Origin of the sequence: Paenibacillus lycopersici, from assembly GCF_010119935.1 — a bacterium.
Classification (GTDB): Bacteria; Bacillota; Bacilli; order Paenibacillales; family Paenibacillaceae; genus Paenibacillus_Z; species Paenibacillus_Z lycopersici.
This window is the reverse complement of sequence record NZ_CP048209.1, coordinates 335403-355275: the sequence shown is the minus strand read 5'-3', so window position 1 is coordinate 355275 and position 19873 is coordinate 335403. Positions and strand designations below refer to the sequence as shown.

Genomic DNA, 19873 nt, shown 5'->3' with positions numbered 1-19873 from the left:
CGCTTCTCCTTCCAATCGAAATTTGCGGGTTCACATTTGCGGGCTGCGCAAAATATGGACCCGCCTCTGCCCCGTCTCGGCCCGATGCTTCACATACAGCCGAATGGCGAAGCGGATACGCTCCTTCTGAACCTTCGCCCGGGAACGGGACAACAGATTGTACACGTTCGCGGTCGTCGTGTCGAACAATCGGGCAATCTCTCCGGGCGGGAGCTCGCCGAAGAAATGCGCTTCGAAGACGTGACGCTCGCGCTTGGTGAGACCGTGCAGCAGCGCCCGCAGCTGCTCCATTAATTCCATGCGAAGCATGCCGCCGGCCATATCTTCGCTGTTGTACGCTTCTCGGACGGCGGACCGGGACATCCGGAACAAGATCCGGTCGATATCTCCCCAGTCCATGGCATCGCTTTCCCCGGCAGCGTGATCGTCCGAATAACCGCTTTGCGCGGCGAGACTGGCGAAAGTCCGTTCTTTGCCGTACGGCCCGCCGCGGCGAAGCTTCATATACGCCTGATTGCGGATAATCGTCTGCAGCCAGGGCAGAAACCGGCGGGTATCCGCCAGCGTGCCGATGTGCAGAAAGGCGCGAATAAGCGCATCCTGTACGATGTCCTCGGCCAAATACGCGTCCCTCGCTATGCGGTTCGCCCACCCGTAGGCTTCGGCCCGGTGGGCCCGAACCAGCTCGCCGAACGCCTCTTGGTCCCCTCCGCGCGCCCGCTCGACCAGCTCGCGGTCGGCATGCTTCTTGGCCGCGTTCGCGGCCTCGGTCATTGGTTTCGTTCCGATCAACCCATTCATCTCGACATGCGGCATCCTACTCCTCCTGTCCCGGATAATGCATAGATGCCATAGGAAGCGGTAACCTATCATCTTGAGCATGGAAATAAAGAATCCGCGCAAATCGCGGATGGAGTGGAAGTATGCCCTGTCGTCCCTGTCGTCCCTGCCGTTCCTGCCGTTCCTGCCGTTCCTGCCGTTCTCGCCGTTCTCCGAGCTCGCTCTCATGGCTCCGCTCGATGCCTGTCCATTAACGGCGCCACCTGTTACATTCTCTTGCGCCGCTGCAAATCCTGCATCATAGGCAAAGACCGGCCGAGCCCCGAATAGGAGCATTGGCCGGTCCGATTCCGTTCGCTTCGTTCCGATTCGATATGTTGCCTTACCTGCCGCTTAGGAAGCGACGGGCAGCACGCCCCGTGGCTCCAGCTGGCCGAGCAGCGCGCGTACGGCCGCAGCCGTATTGGGCGCTTCTTTGCCATAGACAGCAAGGGCCGATTTCACATGGTTCACGTACTGCAGCTCGTACGGATTGCCGAGCGACAGCAGCGCGTAGCGCTTCTCCCGCTTGTTCAGCTCGTCGATGACTGCCTGCGTATCGCCCCAGCTGAACTGGCTCGCCGCGTTGCGGAACTGATAGGACGCCGCAACGACATAATCCGCCGTGTCGATCGCAGACAGCGCCGACGCATTCGACGCGCCCGGCTTCATGATGACGGCTTGCGTCTTCAGCCGCATCGAAGCGCCCGCCTGCGCCAGCTGGCTCTCGAGCTGTTGCGCCTGCTCTTCGTCGGCCGCGACGATAACCACGCGATCTCCCGTTCGAATGAGATCCGCAAGTTTCCCGTCGCGACCGGCCAGCAGCGTCACCGCGCGTTCCGCGATCGTCCGCTCCACCTGCCGGTGCACGTCCGACCCGATGACGGTTTTCACTGCCGCAAGCCTGTCGGACAAGCGCTCTCGCTGCTCGAACAGCCCGTACTTCGCCTTGAGCGACAGGATGCGCTTCACCGATTCATGTATGCGATCCGCCGGAACGGAACCGTTCCGAATCGCCTTCACCAGCGCTTGCTGCGCGGCGGCCGGGTCCTGCGGCATGAGAATGATGTCCACGCCCGCATTCACGGCCCGTTCCACGGCCTGCGATTCGCCGAAATGCTCCGCGATGCCGTTCATCGTGAAGGCGTCGGAGATGATAATCCCTTTGAAGCCCAGTTCCTCCCGCAGAAGGCCCGTCAGCACTTTCTTCGACATCGTCGCAGGAATCGGCACGCTGCTGCCGTCCTTCAAGGAGGCGACATGCGTGTCGTCCACGGCGGGAAAAGCGATATGCGCGGTCATGATCATATCCACCCCGCCCGCAATGGCGGCTTTGAACGGCTTCAGTTCCACTGCGTCCAGCCGGTCGCGGTCATGCATCAGCACGGGCAGACCCAGATGGGAGTCCACCGTCGTATCCCCGTGCCCCGGAAAATGCTTCACCGCCGCGATAACGCCCGCTTCCTTCAGCCCCTTCATCGCCGCAAGGCCGAGGCGCGACACCAGGTCCGGGTCGGAGCCGAACGAACGCTTACCGATGATCGGGTTGTCCGGGTTGCTGTTCACGTCCAGATCCGGCGCAAAATTCAGCTGCACGCCGAGCGCCTTCAGCTCCTCGCCCGTCAGCTTGCCCGCCTGCTCGGCGAGCTCCGCGTCGCCAGTTGCGCCTAGCGCCATTTGGCCGGGCAAATTGGTGCCGCCGGGAATGCGCTTGATGACGCCGCCCTCCTGGTCGACGCCGAGGAAGAGCGGAATGTCGCCCGCCTTCGCTTCTTCCGCTTGCAGCCCGTCGGTCAGCGTCGCCATCTGCTTCGCGTCGACGATGTTCTTGTCGAACAGAATAAAGCCTCCCGGCGCCTGCTCATGGACGATCGCCTTCAGCCCGTCGTTGACGGACGTCGTCGGCTGCCCGTTCCACATGCGGATATCCGGCATCAGCATCTGTCCGACCTGTTCATTGAGCGTCATGTACGACAGCAGCTTATCCCAATCCTTCGCTTGAATGGCCGTCTCCCGTTCGAAACGGATGATCCGCGTCATGAATACCGTGAACTCCGCCCGCGTCACGGACCGATTCGGGCGATACGTGCCGTCCGCGTAGCCGCCGATCAGGCCGTTCGAGCTCATGAGGCGAATCGGCTCGGCCGCCCAGGACGTCTCCGCGTCGGAGAGCGGCATCGCCTGATTGCCTGCCTTCAGCGCGTAGGCGCGGGCGAGGAAAGCCGCCGTCTCCGCGCGGGTGACCGGCGCTTCCGGACGGAAGGTGCCGTCCGGGAATCCTCCGGCCAGCCCTCGTGATGCCGCCGCCGCTATCTCCCGATAGAACGGATGCGACGGCGGGACATCGGTATAAGCGGCGCCGCTGCCGGCTGCCGGGAGTCCCTGCGGGTACAGCTCCCGCACCATGAACGCGATCGCCTGGGCGCGGGTAACCGCTCCGTCCGGGTTGAACCGTCCGTTGCCGTAGCCGGCCACCGTTCCGCGATTCGATAGATACTGAATGCTGTCCTCCGCCCACTGCGCGTGCTGCAGATCGGTAAACTTCTCCGCCGCGGAGGCGCCTCCCGCCCAGATGCATAACGAGCCGAACAGCACTGCGGCTATCCCGACCGCGGTTGTTTTGAATGTCATCTCGCTTCTTTCACTCCTAATTACGATAGATTGCCGTGTACCTTATACGCCGGCAAGGAATGAAAGGTTGCTCGGGCGGAATGATCTGCCAATGGGATCGGACCGCGGACATGACAAAAAAGCCGCAGCGGCATTCCGCTGCGGCTTCCTGTGCGAAGCGCCGAAGCTCGCACGCTTCCTCTGACGGCCGGACTTACAACGCGCCCGCCGCCCGGACGATCTCGTCCGCCCGCTCGTAGTCTTCTTCCTCCACGATCGCGACGAGCATGATATCCCGCCCCGTGACCCGATTCTCGGGACCGCCCGAGCTGTACCCGCTTGCGCTGACGCTGGAGCCGGCCAGGATGCCGGCATCGGGACCGTCGAAGTCGCCGCCGAGCGTCAGATAGCCCAAGCCGGGAAAATCGCCGGTAATGGTCGCGCCGAGTTTATCCAGGCTCTGAATGCCGAGGCCCGCATAGCCGTCGATCCGTTCGATCGCATAGTCGACCAGCTTCAGCCCGCGAAGCTGCTCCAGTGCCGCTTTCGCTTGGTCGGGCGTATTGAAATAGGCGAATACCGTTCGTTCTGACATGATAATCCCTCCGGTGCGCGATGATGGCATACTTGGCAAATGACCCCAATAGTGTGCGCCCCGCTCCGAAGAACTATGCGCGGAGGACAGGACGGCGCATCGGACGGCTGCCGGCAAGCTAAAGCCGCCCGGCAGCCTGCAAAATCGCGATCGCCGCACGCTCGCGTCGTTCCGGGTCCCCGCTCCGCATCGCCGCTTTCAGGATGTCCAGCGCTTCTCGAATCGTAGCTTCGTCGATCGGCATCGTGCCCCCTGGCGCCGCAGGACGCGTCAGCAGCCGTTCCAGCTCCTCCATGTCCAGCGCCCGTCCGAATTGGCCGATCTCTCCGTCCTCGGCGAGGAAGGCGAGCAGCTCCGGGTGCAAGTCTTCGCGCTGCAAGCTCCGGATCCATGTCACGCCGCGCCGATGGCCGCTGCGATCCTCGTCGTTGTCGAATTGTTCGATGTAGTAGTAGTCGCCAAGGTCGCCGAGCGCCATCCGCTCGCCGTCGTAGGCAATGATATGATCGCCGTCCTGCATGACTTGCGCGAAAGCAAGAAGCTCCTCCGCCCGCCGCTCCAGTCCCTGTACGCCCGGGCTCGGCGCCTCTGCCATTCGCCTGACGATCTCCTCCAAGCCCAGCGAGCCGGCATCGCCGATGCCCGGCATTCCGCAGCCGATATAGCAATGTTCCAAATACTCCGCTAAGCCGCCCGCCCCCGCAGCGCCGGCTTTGATCCGAAACAACCGCATGCCTGTCCCTCCTTCTGTATCCGTTCGCCAGTACCCTTTGGTGGCATAGAGTGTATCGCAATAAGCCTTCGGGAGCAACCTTCCTCTTCCTAATCGCGCCGCGGAATGGTTTAATAGACAAGCAATCCGGTAACGATGAATGAAGTATGCCAAGAGGAGGAAATCAACATGCCAACCGTACAAATCGAAGGCAGAGCGCCCGTTGAAGCTCAGGAAGGCCAGAAGCTTGTCCTTGCGCTGGAGGACGGCGGAATCGATATCCTTCACCGCTGCGGCGGGAATGCCCGCTGCACGACGTGCGCGGTGGAGATCGTCTCCGGAAACGCCGGCGGCATCGGCGAAGCGGAAGCGGCCGTTCGCGCGAACAAAGGCATCGAGGACGCCTCCGTCCGGCTGTCCTGCCAGGTTCACGTACATGGCGACCTGACGGTCAAGCTGATCAAGACGACGGCTTCGACGGGCTTGGACGCCGGCCCGCGTCCTCAAGACTAAGGCGCGGCGCTGCAGTCAAGGCTGCCTTGGCTGCGGGCAGGCAAAGCAGGCCGAGCGCTCCCCGCCCGGGGAGGCCGGCTTTTATCGCATGATCAGGTCAGCCGGAGGATTCCTGGCTGGCCTGTTTTTGCGTTGGCGGGGCGGTCGGACCGTCGGGCCTGGTGGCGGCCGTGGACGCCAAGGCGGTATGCTGGGCGGCGGCCGTAGGCGCCGTGGCGGTATGCTGGGCGCGGCCTCTGGCCTGCGGGCCGGCATCGGGTGGCCTTCATCAGCGGCGGGCCCCGCCCGGCAGCGCCGTTTGAACCTCGCCGGCCGGCGTGCTAGACTCGAATAAGCAGCATGCCTATGCGTTTGTTAACCTTTTACAACCCATAACCGATCTTCTGCCCGATACGGTTGCGCGACGGCATAACGGCCGCTCGCCCTACGAATCGGCATCGAGCTTATAAGGAGGCTGCCTTAACGTCATGACGCGCATCGTCGATATTCCTTCTTCCCGGGTTTCGAACTTTTTCCGGTTCCAGCGCGATCCGCTCGGCTTTCTCGTCGACGCCTTCCCGCTCGGGGACGTCGTCTCGCTGCGTACCAGCTCGTTCCAGCCGACGTACATTATCAACTCGCCCGACTTCGTGCAGGAAATCCTCGTTCTCCAGGAAGACAAGCTGCGCAAAGGCCGCAGCGCCGGCGTGCTGCGGCGCACGATCGGCGACGGCCTCCTTACGGCCGAGCGCGAGGCGCACAGGCACCAGAAGCGGTATCTGACGCCGGCCTTCTACAAAGAACGGATCAACCGCTACGCCGAGGTCGTCATCGAGGAAACGGAGCGCCTCGCCGACTCCTTGACGGACGGCGCGCCCGTGCCGATCCATGACGTCATGATGCAGCTGACGCTCGGCATTATCGCCAGAACGATGTTCCACACCGAGCTGGCGCGGGACAAAGCGGCGCTCGCCGACGCGGTCGACGTCACGATCCGCCACACGGCAAGCACGATTTTCTCGCCGGTGATCCTGCCGTTCGGTTGGCCGACCCCGGGCAACCTCGCGCACCGGCGGGCGATTCGGACGCTGGAGGGCATGGTATACGGCGCGATCGGCGCCGCCCGCCGCAATCCCGGGGCCTATGCGGACAGCCTGCTCGGCCTGCTGCTCGACACGACGGACGAAGACGGCCGGCCGATTGCGGATACCGAAATCCGCGACCAGATGATGACGATGCTGCTGGCCGGCCACGAGACGACGGCCAACGCGCTCGTGTGGGCGTGGTATAGCTTGGAGCGCACACCGGACGCCGCCGGCAAGCTTCGCCGCGAGCTGGATGCCGTCCGCATGCGGGAGCGTAGGGACGGGGAGCGGCGAACGGGTTCCGATCTCTATCGGGAGCTGACGTACGCCAGGCACGTCATTCAGGAGACGCTGCGGCTGTACCCGCCGGCGTGGGCGATTCTCCGGGAATCGGCATCCGGCCTGGACATGCTCGGCGACCGCTTCCCGGAGAGGAGCAGCTTCTTGATCAGCCCCTATGCGATTCACCGCAGCAAGGCGGTATTCGGGGACGCGGAGGCGTTCCGCCCCGGCCGGTTCGAAGACGGCGCGGCCGGCTGGGCGCGCTTCGCGTACTTCCCTTTCGGCGGCGGGACGAGAGGGTGCATCGGCTCGCAGTTCGCGCTGATGGAGGCGGTGCTGATTCTCGGCACGCTCGCGGAGCGGTTCGACTTCGTCTCCGTGCCGGGACAGGGCGACGCCGTGCCCGAGCCGCTGGTCTCGCTTCGCATCAAGGGCGGCCGCATGATGATTCCCCGCCGCAGAACCGCAGGCGGGTCCGTAAGCCGAGCGGCTGCGGCATCCGCGCCGGCCGAAGAAGCCGCGGATGAGTCTTCCCCCGAGTAGAAGCAAAGGCCGGGAACGGCCGCGTTGCTCGAACGCGGCGATTCCCGGCCTTCCTTATTCCGGTGTCGTCTCCGGCCTTCTCCGACGAACGATCCCGATTCTGAACCCCGCATGCATCTTCCTTCCGGTTTACACGATGCTGTTCATCCGGGCCTCGAGCGCCGCCCGCGCTTCGGTGCCGGCGATCTCCTCGAACACCGCCATCCCGGCGCTCAGGTTCGGCTTGCGGTTCACGTTATGGGCATCGGTCGCGAGCGTGTGCGCCAAGCCCGCTTCGATCAGCCAGCGCCCGAACTGCTGCGCTTCCGGCCCGTTCACCCCGATCAGGCTGTCCGCCGACACCTGCGTCCAGATGCCGAGCTCGATCAGCCGCTGCAGAAGCGCCGGATCCTCGCGGAAGAAGAAATGCCGCTCCGGATGCGCCAGCACCGGCCTGACGCCGGCATCCAACAGCCGCTCGACGATCTCCGGCGAATCCGCTTCGTAGTCTGTCCAGCGCTGCTCCATGAGGAGATGGCTCTTCTTTCTGCCCAGATGCCGGTAGTCGCCTTGCTTCAAATGCGCTTCGATGAATGCCTTGTTCTCCAGCCGAAACTCGTTGCCCGGATGAAGCCGGATAGCGACCCGCCGGCGATCCAGCTCCGCCTGCAGCTCTTCCAGCTTGCGCTCGACGATATCCGCCGTGATAAGAAACAGCTCGTTGAAATGCGGCGTTGCGATAATGTCCCGAATGCCGTCCTCATATGCGATACGAGCCATGGCAACCGACTCTTCCAGATCCTTCGCGCCGTCGTCGACGCCGTGCAAAATGTGGCAATGAATATCGATCATAGCAGACACCTCATCCCTTTGTTATCGACAACGCGCACTCCCGCCCGGGAGGCGCGCTGCCCCTGAATGCTCCCTTGCGCTTGCAGCCTACCTTCGTTTTCTCATCATATACCAATTCCGGCAAGGACTTAATAGATCGCCGAAAAAATAATCCGTTCGCGATTCGCGGCTCTATCCGCCAGAACGGATGTTTGGTAATATGGGGTCAACGAAAACGCGGAAATTCATTCCCATGTAAATGCAGGTGAGCGCGCATGAAGACCATGACCATTGAGGAACGGGACCGGATCTTGGCGACCATGAACGACGAACAGCGCCATTTCATCCACCACACGCTTGAGCGAGGGCGCAAAACGGTGTTCGCCCGCTTGCTGGCCAAGCGAAAAAGCCAATTCATTCCGGACGACGCGACTTACGAGGAAGTGGAAGCGTTTCTCGACGAGTGGGATTACCTGGGGTTTACCGACGGCGGAGCCGTGTCGGCGGCAACCCGCTGCGAGTGCGGCCATCCGCTGCGCTACCAGCATCACGTCTTCCACCGGCCGACGAACACGACCCGCCACTTCGGCATTACGCATCTGCAGATGCATACCGGCATCGACGCCAAGACGATCACCGCCATTCAAGCCGGCTTCGACGTGCTCGACGAGGAGATGAACGAGATCATCGTCAAATTCAGGGACGGCTGGCAGCTGGCCGACGCGGTATTCCTGCCGCTGCCGGAAGGTCTGGAGCTGCCTGGCGATATGCAGGCGCATCTGAATATCGGGCTTCCGCTGTTAGCCAGACAAGCGCTGCGGCTGCGCAACAAGATCCGCCAGCACACGAGCGAACGGGAGACGGCCAAGCAGGCTTCCGGAACGTCCGCTACCCGCTCGTCCTTGAACAGGCTATACGAGACGCCGTCCGGTATCAGCGCGGAGAACGATCAATTCTCGCTGCTGTTCGACGAACTGCCGTCCCCCGGCCAGGCGGCGCTTGAAGCGGTACGGTCGAGCGATCCGCTGTTCCTGCCGCCGGCAGCGAGGGAAGTCGTTGACCGCGCGCTGGGCATGCGCATGCGCATCAGCGCCGCGGCCGTGTGCGAAAGCTTGATCGAACGGCGCTTGGCGGACGATACGCGCTTCCTGAGCGGCAAGCCCCATATCCATACCGCCGTCTCCGCGTACCTGGATCTTCAGGTCGAGGCAGGCAAAGCCCGCCTATTGGAACGCTCGTGGGAGGATCGCATCTATATCGGGCTGTAGCCGCCAGCCCGACGTCCAAGGCGCCAAGGCGCAGGCTGGCGCCGCGCTTGGCTGACGGGGTTGACCGAGCTCGATGCCCGCGGCGGACGGCATTCTGCCGCCCAGGCAGCGCCCGCCTGACCGCACATGCCGCCTGGCTGCCCGCCCGCCTGCCTGCACTTACCGCCGGCTATCCGTCCGCCTGACTACATATGCCGCCGGCTATCCGCACACCTGACTACACATGCCGCCGGCTATCCGTCCGCCTGACTACACATACCGCCAGCTACGCGCTCACCTGACTACACATGCCGCCGGCTATCCGCACACCTGACCGCACATGCCGCCGGCTATCCGCACACCTGACCGCACATGCCGCCGGCTATCCGCACACCTGACCGCACATGCCGCCTGGCTACCCGCCCGCCGGCATGTGGTCGGCATGCGTCGACCGGTTGCGCCCGCCATGCTTGGAAGCATAGAGCGCCAGATCGGCGCGATGCAGGATCGTCTCCTCCGTATCCGCCGCCGACGCGGTCGCCGCGCCGATGCTGATCGTGATCCGCTGCGCTTCCCATGCCGCGTCGGCGGCTGCGGCACGGTACGCCTCCGCCCGAAGCATCGTCTCCTCGCGGCCGGTTGCCGGAAGGATGGCCACGAACTCCTCGCCTCCGAACCGCGCGACGATATCGCCCGCCCGGGACAGCGATTGCAGCAGCCCGGCCAGATTCACAAGCATCCTATCGCCTGCGGGATGCCCGTACGTATCGTTGATGTGCTTGAAATGATCGATATCGAAGATCAGCAGCGAGAACGGCTCGCCCGAAGCCCGGAAGGACGCGAGATTCGCAAGCAGGCTCTCCTGGAAATGCCGCCGGTTGCGAAGTCCCGTCAGCGGATCTGTCGAGGCCATCGCTTCCAGCCGTTCATTGACGAGCATCAGCTCTTGCTGCTTGCGTTCATACTCTGCATGCAGCTGCTCGAGCCGCTTGTTCGCTTCGTTCGTCGCCCGATACAGCTCTTCCAGCCGGCTCTTGGTCAGGAGCATGTCCTTCTCGTATTCCATCCGCTTGCGCATCAGCAGCACGACGCAGTCGATCACCGCGACGCCGCCGCGTTCCTGCCGCACGCCGTTCAACAGCACGGGCACCTCTTCGCCCCCGCCCGTCCGCAGCGAGAAGCACATTTCGTTCACATGCCCGTACAGCCGGATGTACGGGTAGAAGTACGTATGGAAGAACAGCTTGTTCGTGACGGACATCGCGGATTCGATATGGCGGCCGAACAGCTCGTCCCGCTCGCAAGCGAGCATATGCGCGAACGTCTGGTTCACCGACAGAATAATGCCCGCATCCGAGAGCGAGACGTAGCCGCAAGGCGCCGTGTCCAATTGTATATCCATGTTGGCGACCGCCTTTCTATCCCGCCCTATGCGCCGGCCAAATACGCATGGATGACGCGGGCGGTTTCTTCCGGATGGCTCAGATGCGGATAATGCCCTCTGGCCGACATCCGTTCAAGCTTGCTGTTCTTCAAATGGTCATGCAGGTACTCTCCGACCTCCGCCGGCGAGATGCTGTCGTCCGCGCATTGCACGATGAGCGTCGGCACCTCGGACTGCTGCAGGCTGAGGCGGCAATCCGACATGAACGTCACCTCCGCGAACTGCCTGGCAATCTGCGGATCCCGGGAGCAGAAGGCTTCCTCCAGTTCCGCCGCCAGCTCTGTCCGTTCCGCATTCTGCATGACGATCGGCGCCAGATAACTGGCCCAGCCGATGAAATTCATCTGCATCATCGCGAGCAATTCATCGATATCGCGCTTGTCGAAGCCGCCGTAATAGTCCGGCAGGTCGTTCATGTACCGCGGAGATGGCCCAAGCATGACGATGCGCTCGAAGTAGCGCGGCTCGCGGATCGATGCGAGCATGCCGATCATGCCGCTGACCGAGTGCCCGACGAAGATAACGTCGCGCAGCTCGAGCGCTTCCATAACATCCAGCACGTCCTGCGCGTAACCGTTCAGGTCGCCGTATTTTGCGAGATCATACGCATCGAGCCGGGATTTGCCCGAGCCCACGTAATCGAACAGCACGATCCGGTACCGTTCTTCGAACCGCGGGACGACCAGGCGCCACATGGCTTGATCGCAGCCGAAGCCGTGGGCGAAGACGATCGTTTGGCTGCCGTGGCCGAAGATGTTGACATTGTTGCGTTCCAAGACATTATGCGTCATGGCGCAGCCCCCCATCTCTTGAACTTCACATTGTCTCTATTATATCGGGATATGGCGAATTTTGTTGAACCGACTGCCTGTTTTGTCGATCTTCAACTTGAACGCCAGCCCGCTTCGGACCCTATCGATCCGGATATCACGCCGAACAAAAGAAAGAAGGGCTGCCGCGAGCAGCCCTTCATCCTTCAGCTCTTCTTCATGTTCTTACCCTACTCGCGGTGCAGCGTATACTTGTTCGCTTTGCTCAAGCGCCGCACGAGCGCGATTTCTTCCTCGGACAGCGGCGGCGCGCCGGCAGCGGAAATATTTTGCAGCAGCTGCTCGCGCGAGCTGGCGCCCGGAATGACGGTGGCGACAGCCGGATGGCTGAGCGAATAGCGGATCGCCAGCTGAGTCAAGCTCCGATCTGGGCCGGTCAACCGCCCCAGCTGCTCGCGAAGCGCCGCGAGCTCCCCCGGCTCGTAATCCGTAACGGGCTTCGACGGCTCGCGGCCGGCCGCCAATGCGCCGCTCGCGAGCGGCCCTCGGGCGATGACGCCGATGCCCTTCTCCTGCAGCAGCGGATACACCGTCTCCTCGCCGCGCCGATCCACGACGCTGTACGGGCTCATGACGCTGGCGATGCCGGAACGCGCGGCGTATTCACGGATCACGTTCGGGCGGATCGACGAAATGCCGTAGGCACGGATGACGCCCTCTCGTTTCAGCTGCTCGAATGCCTCGATCGTCTCGTCGACGGAATCGTCCAGCGTGCCGCCATGCAGCTGGTACAGATCGATGTAATCCGTGCCGAGCCTGCGCAGGCTGTCCTTCACCGCCGACAATATGTACGCCTTCGACGGATCCCAGCTCCAGCCCGATTGCCCGGGTATCCGCCGGTTGCCGACTTTGGTAGCGAGCACGACCTGCTCGCGCCGTCCCCGGATGGCGCTGCCGACAAGCTCCTCGTTGCGCCCGCCGTCATAGAGATCGGCCGTGTCGAGCAGATTGACGCCCCGTTCCAGCGCCTCGTGAATGATCGCGACGGCCTTCTGTTCCTCCGTCCCCAGCGACATGCAGCCTAGCCCGATCTCGCCGACGAGCAGGCCGGACCGGCCGAGTTGGTTCATTTTCATGCAGGGTTCCTCCCTCTATCAATGGATGATTCATAGCTATATTGTAGCCGATTGCGAGGCGCGCGGTCAGCCGTTCCTCCTTCCGCCTTCTTAGAACCTCCCCATGAATGAAAGCCGTCATGACCGCATTGGCCGATTTGACCATTTTCTAACGGATGGAAACGCATTACAATAGATTGGAAACGCATTCACGGGAGCAGTAGGCTAACCGGACTGAATGCAAGCTTGATAACTTGATAATCGAGAAGGAGGAGACGGACATGGCCACGGCCAAAGAAATGTTCGAAGAGCAAGGGTATGTGATCCTGAGAGGGCTCTACAGTCCGGAAGAGGCCGATGCGCTCAAAGCGGAAGCGGCGGCCATCATGGCGCGGCACGGCGTCGACAAGAGCGGCGTGTTCCTCGGCTTGACCGCGGAGAGCCCCCTGTTCAAGGAAGCCGCGCAGACGCCGGAGCTCGCCAAGGCGTTGAAGGAGATTATCGGATCGTCCGTCGTGTTCATGAACGACAAGCTCGTCTTCAAGAACGCGAGCACCGATTTCGGTTCGCCGTGGCATCAGGACTATTCGTACTGGCACGGCAGTCACAAGCTCTCGGTCTGGATCGCGCTGGACGACGCCGATGAGTCGAACGGCTGCCTGCGCATTCTGCCCGGCTCGCATGCGGAGACCGCAAGCCACAACGGCGAAGTCGCGGACGATAACGGATTCATCTATCGCCTGAACGAAGCAGATATCGATGCGGAGCGCATCGTCGATTGTCCGGCTGCCAAAGGAGACGCCATCGTGTTCCACGACTTGCTGCTGCACGCTTCCTATCCGAACCGCTCCGGAGCCGACCGTTGGGCGCTTATATCCACGTACAAGGACGGCACCCAGCCCGATCCCGAATACGGATGGGCCAAGGCCGCTTTCGTATTAGAATAGACAGAAGGCACGGCGGTATCCCGTCGTGCCTTCTTCGTTAAAGATAGAGGAACCCGTGCGTCAGCGGAACAGGCGTCAAGAAGCAAGCAAACGGACAAGGGATTCGTTATTAGCCGGATTGCATTGATTTTCGTGCGACTTGCGGACAGGAGATTCGCTATTTCGCCTGAATGGCCGCGTTATAGCGCATTCCAGCGACAATAACGGATCCTCTGTCCGGTCGCCAGCCCCAAAACACCGTTTTCGACAAAATAACGGATCGTCTGCCGCTTCCCATAGAGACGAGCTTGCTCAAGCAGCCTAAGCGGCATCGCAGGCGAACTCGCGCCCGGCAGACTGGCAGACGCAGTGGTGACGCGGTGGTTTTCGCGCCCCGCAGAACAGCCGGCGCGGGGCTATCACGCCCCCCGCAGACTGGGCGGACGCGGCTTTCGCGCCTCGCAAAACGGCAGGCGCGGGGCTATCACGCCCCGCAGAGCGGGCAGGCGCGGGGCTTTCGCACCCCGCAGACTGGGCAGGCGCGCGGCTATCACGCCCCGCAGAAGCGGCAGGCGCGGTGGTCGCGCCATGCCTTCGGTTTCTGCGTCGGAAACGCCGGCAGAACGGCCGGCCCTGCCATACGGGTTCGCGATTCAAGCGCCGCCTGATCGGCACGCTCTCCATTCGCTAATCAATAGCTCTTCCGGTAATCCACCAGATTCCGCAATTCGCCGGCAGCGCCCGAGTAATAAATCCGCAGGTTGGAGGCGAAGAGGTTGACGAGCCGCTCCGTGTTGCGAACGGTCAATCCGCCCGAATTATGCGGCGTCAGAATGACGTTCGGCAGCGCCCAGAGCGGATGATCGGCCGGCAGCGGCTCCTGCTCGAACACGTCGAGCCCGGCGCCGGCGATAACGCCGCGCTTCAGCGCCTCGACCAGATCTTCCGTGCGCACCGTGGCGCCGCGGCCGACGTTGATGAAGTACGCGCTGCGCTTCATCGCGGCGAATCGCTCCGCATGGAACAGGTGGCGCGTCTCGTTCGTGAGCGGCAGGATGTTGACGACGTAGTCCGCCTCCCGTAACGCATCGTCAAGACGCGACGTATCATAGACGACATCCGCTTCCGGCATGCCGCCGCCCGAACGGCGGACGGCGACGACGCGCATGTCGAACGCGCGCGACAGCCGGGCCACCTCGCGGCCGATCTCGCCCGCGCCGACGATGGCGACCGTGCCGCCGTTCATCTCGGCAAGCGTCTTCGGGCTTTCCCACAGGCCTGTCCGCTGATTGTTCACGGCGGCGGCGATGCCGCGCGACAGCCCCAGCATCATGGCGACGGCCGTCTCGGAGACCGAACGGGCATGAACGCCGCTCGCGTCCGTCAGCAGGATACCGTGCGATTCCAGCGCGTCCAGCGGCAGGTTGTCGATGCCCGAAGACATGCTTTGCACCCAGCGCAGCTTGCCGTCCTCCGCCTTGGCCGCCTCCAGCACCTTCGCATGCCAGCCGAAAATCACTTCCGCTTCCCGGAACAAGCGGTCCTCCAGCTCGGACGCCCGGCCGAACACGACCGAAACGCCCTCGGGCGCGGCCTGGCGGATCGTCTCTTGTTGCTGCGCGGTGAATACGTCTAAACAAAGCATCACTCTCATCGGTTGGTAGACCTCCTCTTATGCGGTCGGAACGCCGGATGCTCTGGCTGCCCTCTACCTCTATTAGAAGCGCCGGTTCCGCCGCTGGTTCATAATGCCATTCTGTTCGCAGTATACGTTGCCGGCCGGAATTGTTCAATGCCTCATTCGGCGGCGGCGCGCATCGAAGCGTCCGCGCTAATGCGCGCTAAGTATGTCTAGGATGTGGAAACGCCGGTAACAAAAACAGGCGGAGGAAACATAGAATGATTTTAATCTATATCTAATAGTGATACACTAGGAAGGAGCATTGATCCAGAAAAGATGTTTGACCTGATCGCGCCCCGGCTTGCTGCGGCGCTTGAAGCACGATTACGCCTAACATCCTTTCTGCAAATCATAGGATATAAGGACGGTAAACATGAAATGAGCAACTCACAAAAGAAAACTGACGTTATCTTAATTGGCGCGGGCATCATGAGCGCGACGCTTGGCGCGCTGCTGAAGGAATTGGCGCCCCACTGGGAAATCACCGTGCTGGAGCGGCGCGCAGCCGCGGGAGAAGAAAGCTCGAACGAATGGAACAATGCCGGAACGGGACACTCTGCACTATGCGAGCTGAACTACACCGTCGAGAAACCGGACGGTTCCATAGATATTAGCAAAGCGATCAAAGTCAACGAAGAGTTCCAGGTATCGCGACAGTTCTGGTCTTACCTGGTGAACAGCAATCTGATCAGCAACCCGCGGGATTTCATCGTGCCCGTGCCGCATATGAGCTTCGTGCAAGGAGAGAAGGACGTGGCCTTCCTGCGCAAACGGTTCGCGGCCTTGTCCGCCAACCCGCTGTTCAACGGCATGGAGTTCACGGAAGATCCGGAGAAGCTGAAAGAATGGGTGCCGCTCATGATGAAGGACCGCGCGGTGAACGGACCGGTGGCGGCAACGCGAAGCGAATCCGGAACGGACGTCAACTTCGGCGCGCTGACGCGCATGCTGTTCGACCACTTGAAGAAGCAGAACGTCGAGATCAAATATAACCAGAACGTCGACGACATCAAGCGCGACGGCGACGGCGGCTGGACATTGAAGGTACGCAACGTCGAGTCCGGCGGCATCGAACGCCGCACGGCGAAATTCGTCTTCATCGGCGGCGGGGGCGGAAGCCTGCACCTGCTGCAGAAATCCGGCATCGCCGAGGGCAAAGGCGTCGGCGGCTTCCCGGTCAGCGGCCTGTTCATGGTCTGCCAGGATCCGGCCATCGTTGCGCAGCATCGCGCGAAAGTATACGGCCAGGCGCCGGTCGGCGCACCGCCGATGTCCGTGCCGCATCTGGATACGCGGGTTATCGACAACAAGGAATCGCTGCTGTTCGGACCGTTCGCCGGCTTCTCGCCGAAGTTCTTGAAGAACGGCTCCATGCTCGATCTGATCAAGTCCGTCAAGCCGCATAACCTCGTTACGATGATGGCGGCCGGCGTGAAGAACATGCCGCTTACGACCTACCTGATCAAGCAGGTCATGCTGTCCAAGGAGAAGCGCATGGAAGCGCTCCGCGAATTCGTTCCGAATGCCAAGGGCGAGGACTGGAGCCTGCTCGTCGCCGGCCAGCGGGTGCAGATCATCAAAGACACCGCCGCGGGCAAAGGAACCCTGCAATTCGGCACGGAAGTCATCAGCGCGGCCGACGGCTCGGTCGCGGCGCTGCTCGGGGCTTCTCCGGGCGCATCCACTGCCGTTTCCGTTATGTTGGAAGTCATAAGAAAATGCTTCCCGCAGCATATTAAGGGATGGGAACCGAAGCTGATCGACATGATTCCTTCTTACGGCATGTCGCTGCTGAAGAATCCGGAGCTCATTCGCGAGAGCCATATCGCAACTGCAAGGGCGCTCGGCTTGAACGGCGCCGAGGCTGGCGAAGCCGGCCAGAACAACGGCGGCGGATCGGAGAAGAAAGTCCGCAGAACGGTATCTTAGGTTCGCTTGCGCGAAACGGCGATTGCACGAATCGGCGATTGCATAACGTTAATTGGCTAATAGCAATGATTAAATAAGCGGCAGCCGGGACGAAGGGACTTTCCCCTTTGCTCCATGGCTGCCGCTTTGTCGATCGCGTCTGGTCAATCGGGCGAGCTTCGCTCTGAACCCGGCTGACGCCGACTTATGCCCGCGTTATATGGCCTGCTCGATTACGCCCTTCTCCGGGTCGAAGATCAGCATCTTCGTACCGACCTTGTCGATGAAGAAGCGGTCATGGCTGACGGTCACGACCGCCCCGGGAAAGTGGATGAGCGCCTGCTCCATCACCTGGATGCTCGTCAAATCCAGATGGTTCGTCGGCTCGTCCAGAATAATAACGGCCGCGCCCGACAGCAAGCATTTGGCCAGCGCGACCCGCGCCTTCTGCCCCCCGGACAGGCTGCCGATGAGCTTGCTCAGGTCCGCCTCCGAGAATTGAAGCATGGACAGGAACTTATGAACCTTCTTGCGCGGCGCTTTCAGCCCGAGTCCGAACGTATTCACCGCATGGCTGACGGTATCTTCCGGATCGAGCTCCTCCCACATCCGGTTGAAGTACGCGTAGTCGACGCCCCGTTCCCAGACCACCTCGCCGGACTCCGGCTTCTCCTGGCCCGTGAGCGCCTTGATGAGCGTCGATTTCCCGCTTCCGTTCGGTCCCGTAATGACCAGGCGGTCCTCCTTCTGAATGTCGAAGCTGACGCCCCGAAAGATCTGCCGTCCTTCGTAGGTCTGCCCGATGCCGATCACGTCGCACAGCTTGTCCGGGAAGCGCAGCTGCTCGTAAATATCCGTAATGAGGACGTTGACGGGGTAAGGCTCGATCCGCTTCTTGCTGTCCGCCAGCTTGCGGGACAACCGGTCCTGGGACGACTTCCGGCTCGCGCGGCCGTCGATGGCATCCGCCTCCATGAGCAGCAGCTCTTCTTCCCACTCGAACTGGCGTTCCAGCTCCTTCCGGCGCATTTTCTTCTTGCGGATGTAGTCGGTGTAATTCCCTTCGTACTCCTGAAAATGATAATTCTCGATCTCGATCGTACGCGTTATCACCTTGTCGATGAACTGCCGGTCGTGCGACACCAGAATCATGGCGCCCTTGAACCGGTACAGCCATTGCTCCAGCCACGCGATGCCCTCGATATCCAAGTAGTTCGTCGGCTCGTCGAGCAGGACGACGTCGGGCAGCTCGATCAGCATCTTCGCAAGCGCGGCGCGGTTGCGCCAGCCGCCCGACAGCTCGTCGACCGGCTGATGACGCGAACGGTCGTTAAATCCGAGCTTCGTCAGCACCGTGTTGATCTCCACGGAGACGTTCCACCCGTCCAGATGATCCATCTGCTCGAACAGCTCCGCCTGCCGGGCGAGCAGCGACTCCATCTCGCCGTCGTCCTGAACCGAGCCGAGCCGCTCGCCAACCTCCTGCAGCTCCCGCTCGATCAGCGCCACCTGCTCGAAGCATGCCTCCAGCTCCTGTTGAACAGACAGCCTTCCGCTCAGCTCCGAGAACTGCGAGAAGTAGCCGATCTTCACCTGCGGATCGACCTCGACCTTCCCCGACGTCGGCTCCTCCTTGCCCAGGATCAGCTTGAACACCGTCGATTTGCCGGCGCCGTTGCGGCCAACCAGTCCGACCCGCTCGCCCCCGCTCAGGCGGAAATACACCTCGCGGAATACAAGCGCGTCCTCGTATTTCTTCGTTACGTTCTCCAATCGGATGACGCTCATCGGAGGATCCCCTTTCTCTTGCCGGCTCTTTTGCTCTATTATACCATTCGCAAGGCGCGCTTCCGAATAGCGCTTGAGAAGCGGCAGCTAACCTCCCTCCCGTGTAACGCCGAGGTGGGCGGCTGCATAGGATACTCCATGTTTACCTATGGAGGTTTTCCGACCATGAGCTCAAAAGCAAACACGGCTCCTCAAGAAACGAAGCCGATCCACCATGAAGTGAAACCGTCCCATCATCCGATGAAGCCGATCTATCAATGCGACGACAACGTTCATCAAACGCTGCGGAACGTCCACGATCAGCTGCATCGGCTTTGCACGAGCCACATGCACCGGCTCGTGAAGGTGGAGCTGATGGACGGCGACGTCTTCGAAGGCCACATCGTTCACTGCGACAAGGGCATTCTCGTGATCTGTTTGAACAATGAGTACGGCCACCGCGGCTTCTTCCCGGGTCCGGTCGGACCGAATTTCAACAACTACGTCCTGCCGCTGGTGTTGTTCAACCTGCTTGCCATCTCGCTGCTCTAATAAGCGGCGGGCAGTCAACTTACCGAAGGAGTGATCAGCATGGCCTTTATGCCGCCGACCGGACCGCAAGGCGCCCAGTCGCCGCCTTCCTCGCCGCCGCCGCAAGCGCCTCCTCCGCGTCCGCTGGGCGCATCGACGCTTGCCGTCGATCCGGGCGCCATTTCCCGCTGCATGTTCCGCATGACGTACGTTTGGCCGCGCAGCGGACCGGGCTTCTGGTTCTTCCCGACCTTCGTCGGCCGGACTTCCGTCGCGGGCTTCCGGTGGAACGGGTTCTTCTGGATGTTCACCGGCATCGATCTGCAGCGCATCGATGCGTTTACTTGCGTCTGAGGCGCACCGCCCGAAATCGGAAGCCCCGCCGCTGCCGGCGGGGCTTCCGGCCGCAAGGGCCTCCCTTAGCCAGGGAGTGACAAATAGGCCAATAGTCCTATATTTCAAAGGAAGTTTATGGGGTAGATTGATTATTAGGAATATGCGCCTGCGTTGGTTGGATCGAACGTCGAATCGGCTCT

General features: G+C 61.9%; 17 protein-coding genes. 7 read left to right on the top strand and 10 right to left on the bottom strand.

Annotated features, from left to right (window positions below):
* Positions 1-30 precede the first annotated feature (30 nt).
* The 4 genes from GXP70_RS01625 to GXP70_RS01610 all read right to left on the bottom strand — a co-directional run bounded on the left by GXP70_RS01625 (position 31) and on the right by GXP70_RS01610 (position 4757).
* A complete protein-coding gene (locus tag GXP70_RS01625; protein WP_225442626.1) occupies positions 31-816 on the bottom strand; it encodes an RNA polymerase sigma factor in 786 nt (261 codons plus the stop codon).
* Positions 817-1173: 357 nt separating this feature from the next.
* Entirely contained in the window at positions 1174-3450 is a 2277-nt protein-coding gene (locus GXP70_RS01620; RefSeq protein WP_162354874.1) for a glycoside hydrolase family 3 N-terminal domain-containing protein, read from the bottom strand.
* Positions 3451-3643: 193 nt separating this feature from the next.
* Positions 3644-4024 carry a hypothetical protein gene (locus tag GXP70_RS01615; RefSeq protein WP_162354873.1) on the bottom strand — a complete coding sequence of 127 codons (381 nt, stop codon included), beginning with the start codon at positions 4022-4024 and terminating at the stop codon, positions 3644-3646.
* A 118-nt stretch (positions 4025-4142) separates the two neighbouring features.
* Positions 4143-4757: a hypothetical protein gene (locus tag GXP70_RS01610; protein ID WP_162354872.1), complete on the bottom strand. Its 615-nt coding sequence runs from the start codon at positions 4755-4757 to the stop codon at positions 4143-4145.
* A gap of 168 nt (positions 4758-4925) precedes the next feature.
* Between GXP70_RS01610 and GXP70_RS01605 the strand changes: the two genes are divergently transcribed.
* Both GXP70_RS01605 and GXP70_RS01600 read left to right on the top strand, forming a co-directional pair.
* A complete protein-coding gene (locus tag GXP70_RS01605; RefSeq protein ID WP_162354871.1) occupies positions 4926-5249 on the top strand; it encodes a 2Fe-2S iron-sulfur cluster-binding protein in 324 nt (107 codons plus the stop codon).
* Positions 5250-5716: 467 nt separating this feature from the next.
* Entirely contained in the window at positions 5717-7138 is a 1422-nt protein-coding gene (locus tag GXP70_RS01600) for a cytochrome P450 (RefSeq protein WP_162354870.1), read from the top strand.
* 129 nt (positions 7139-7267) lie between these two features.
* On the opposite strand, the gene GXP70_RS01595 is transcribed toward GXP70_RS01600, so the two are convergent.
* Entirely contained in the window at positions 7268-7969 is a 702-nt protein-coding gene (locus tag GXP70_RS01595; RefSeq protein ID WP_162354869.1) for a tyrosine-protein phosphatase, read from the bottom strand.
* A gap of 254 nt (positions 7970-8223) precedes the next feature.
* Between GXP70_RS01595 and GXP70_RS01590 the strand changes: the two genes are divergently transcribed.
* Positions 8224-9216 carry a DUF3895 domain-containing protein gene (locus tag GXP70_RS01590; protein ID WP_162354868.1) on the top strand — a complete coding sequence of 331 codons (993 nt, stop codon included), beginning with the start codon at positions 8224-8226 and terminating at the stop codon, positions 9214-9216.
* Positions 9217-9610: 394 nt separating this feature from the next.
* Here the strand turns inward: GXP70_RS01590 and GXP70_RS01585 are convergent, their stop codons facing one another.
* The 3 genes from GXP70_RS01585 to GXP70_RS01575 form a co-directional block, all read right to left on the bottom strand.
* Complete coding sequence (locus tag GXP70_RS01585) at positions 9611-10597, bottom strand: sensor domain-containing diguanylate cyclase (RefSeq protein ID WP_162354867.1); 987 nt, start codon at positions 10595-10597, stop codon at positions 9611-9613.
* A gap of 26 nt (positions 10598-10623) precedes the next feature.
* On the bottom strand, positions 10624-11430 hold the full coding sequence (locus tag GXP70_RS01580) for an alpha/beta fold hydrolase (RefSeq protein WP_162354866.1): 807 nt from the start codon (positions 11428-11430) through the stop codon (positions 10624-10626).
* 209 nt (positions 11431-11639) lie between these two features.
* Positions 11640-12545 (bottom strand): aldo/keto reductase, encoded by a 906-nt coding sequence (locus tag GXP70_RS01575; protein ID WP_162354865.1) that lies wholly within the window; start codon positions 12543-12545, stop codon positions 11640-11642.
* 260 nt (positions 12546-12805) lie between these two features.
* Here GXP70_RS01575 and GXP70_RS01570 point away from each other — a divergent pair, with 260 nt between their 5' ends.
* Entirely contained in the window at positions 12806-13471 is a 666-nt protein-coding gene (locus tag GXP70_RS01570; protein ID WP_162354864.1) for a phytanoyl-CoA dioxygenase family protein, read from the top strand.
* A 670-nt stretch (positions 13472-14141) separates the two neighbouring features.
* On the opposite strand, the gene GXP70_RS01565 is transcribed toward GXP70_RS01570, so the two are convergent.
* Positions 14142-15104 carry a D-2-hydroxyacid dehydrogenase gene (locus tag GXP70_RS01565; protein WP_162354863.1) on the bottom strand — a complete coding sequence of 321 codons (963 nt, stop codon included), beginning with the start codon at positions 15102-15104 and terminating at the stop codon, positions 14142-14144.
* A 405-nt stretch (positions 15105-15509) separates the two neighbouring features.
* Here GXP70_RS01565 and GXP70_RS01560 point away from each other — a divergent pair, with 405 nt between their 5' ends.
* Positions 15510-17060, top strand: a complete 1551-nt coding sequence (locus tag GXP70_RS01560) for a malate:quinone oxidoreductase (RefSeq protein WP_162354862.1) — start codon at positions 15510-15512, stop codon at positions 17058-17060.
* A 195-nt stretch (positions 17061-17255) separates the two neighbouring features.
* Here the strand turns inward: GXP70_RS01560 and GXP70_RS01555 are convergent, their stop codons facing one another.
* A complete protein-coding gene (locus tag GXP70_RS01555; RefSeq protein ID WP_162354861.1) occupies positions 17256-18827 on the bottom strand; it encodes an ABC-F family ATP-binding cassette domain-containing protein in 1572 nt (523 codons plus the stop codon).
* A gap of 165 nt (positions 18828-18992) precedes the next feature.
* Between GXP70_RS01555 and GXP70_RS01550 the strand changes: the two genes are divergently transcribed.
* Positions 18993-19358, top strand: a complete 366-nt coding sequence (locus tag GXP70_RS01550) for a hypothetical protein (RefSeq protein ID WP_162354860.1) — start codon at positions 18993-18995, stop codon at positions 19356-19358.
* Between the two features lie 39 nt (positions 19359-19397).
* Entirely contained in the window at positions 19398-19691 is a 294-nt protein-coding gene (locus GXP70_RS01545; protein ID WP_162354859.1) for a transporter, read from the top strand.
* The last annotated feature ends 182 nt before the right edge of the window (positions 19692-19873 follow it).

What these genes read in the sequence shown, in the direction of transcription:
- GXP70_RS01560 (WP_162354862.1), top strand. Translation starts at nt 15,510, where the DNA reads ATGAGCAACTCACAAAAGAAAACTGACGTTATCTTAATTGGCGCGGGC.
- GXP70_RS01545 (WP_162354859.1), top strand. Translation starts at nt 19,398, where the DNA reads ATGGCCTTTATGCCGCCGACCGGACCGCAAGGCGCCCAGTCGCCGCCT.
- GXP70_RS01615 (WP_162354873.1), bottom strand. Translation starts at nt 4,024, where the DNA reads ATGTCAGAACGAACGGTATTCGCCTATTTCAATACGCCCGACCAAGCG.
- GXP70_RS01620 (WP_162354874.1), bottom strand. Translation starts at nt 3,450, where the DNA reads ATGACATTCAAAACAACCGCGGTCGGGATAGCCGCAGTGCTGTTCGGC.
- GXP70_RS01605 (WP_162354871.1), top strand. Translation starts at nt 4,926, where the DNA reads ATGCCAACCGTACAAATCGAAGGCAGAGCGCCCGTTGAAGCTCAGGAA.
- GXP70_RS01585 (WP_162354867.1), bottom strand. Translation starts at nt 10,597, where the DNA reads ATGGATATACAATTGGACACGGCGCCTTGCGGCTACGTCTCGCTCTCG.
- GXP70_RS01570 (WP_162354864.1), top strand. Translation starts at nt 12,806, where the DNA reads ATGGCCACGGCCAAAGAAATGTTCGAAGAGCAAGGGTATGTGATCCTG.
- GXP70_RS01555 (WP_162354861.1), bottom strand. Translation starts at nt 18,827, where the DNA reads ATGAGCGTCATCCGATTGGAGAACGTAACGAAGAAATACGAGGACGCG.
- GXP70_RS01565 (WP_162354863.1), bottom strand. Translation starts at nt 15,104, where the DNA reads ATGAGAGTGATGCTTTGTTTAGACGTATTCACCGCGCAGCAACAAGAG.
- GXP70_RS01600 (WP_162354870.1), top strand. Translation starts at nt 5,717, where the DNA reads ATGACGCGCATCGTCGATATTCCTTCTTCCCGGGTTTCGAACTTTTTC.
- GXP70_RS01595 (WP_162354869.1), bottom strand. Translation starts at nt 7,969, where the DNA reads ATGATCGATATTCATTGCCACATTTTGCACGGCGTCGACGACGGCGCG.
- GXP70_RS01575 (WP_162354865.1), bottom strand. Translation starts at nt 12,545, where the DNA reads ATGAAAATGAACCAACTCGGCCGGTCCGGCCTGCTCGTCGGCGAGATC.
- GXP70_RS01625 (WP_225442626.1), bottom strand. Translation starts at nt 816, where the DNA reads ATGCCGCATGTCGAGATGAATGGGTTGATCGGAACGAAACCAATGACC.
- GXP70_RS01610 (WP_162354872.1), bottom strand. Translation starts at nt 4,757, where the DNA reads ATGCGGTTGTTTCGGATCAAAGCCGGCGCTGCGGGGGCGGGCGGCTTA.
- GXP70_RS01590 (WP_162354868.1), top strand. Translation starts at nt 8,224, where the DNA reads ATGAAGACCATGACCATTGAGGAACGGGACCGGATCTTGGCGACCATG.
- GXP70_RS01550 (WP_162354860.1), top strand. Translation starts at nt 18,993, where the DNA reads ATGAGCTCAAAAGCAAACACGGCTCCTCAAGAAACGAAGCCGATCCAC.
- GXP70_RS01580 (WP_162354866.1), bottom strand. Translation starts at nt 11,430, where the DNA reads ATGACGCATAATGTCTTGGAACGCAACAATGTCAACATCTTCGGCCAC.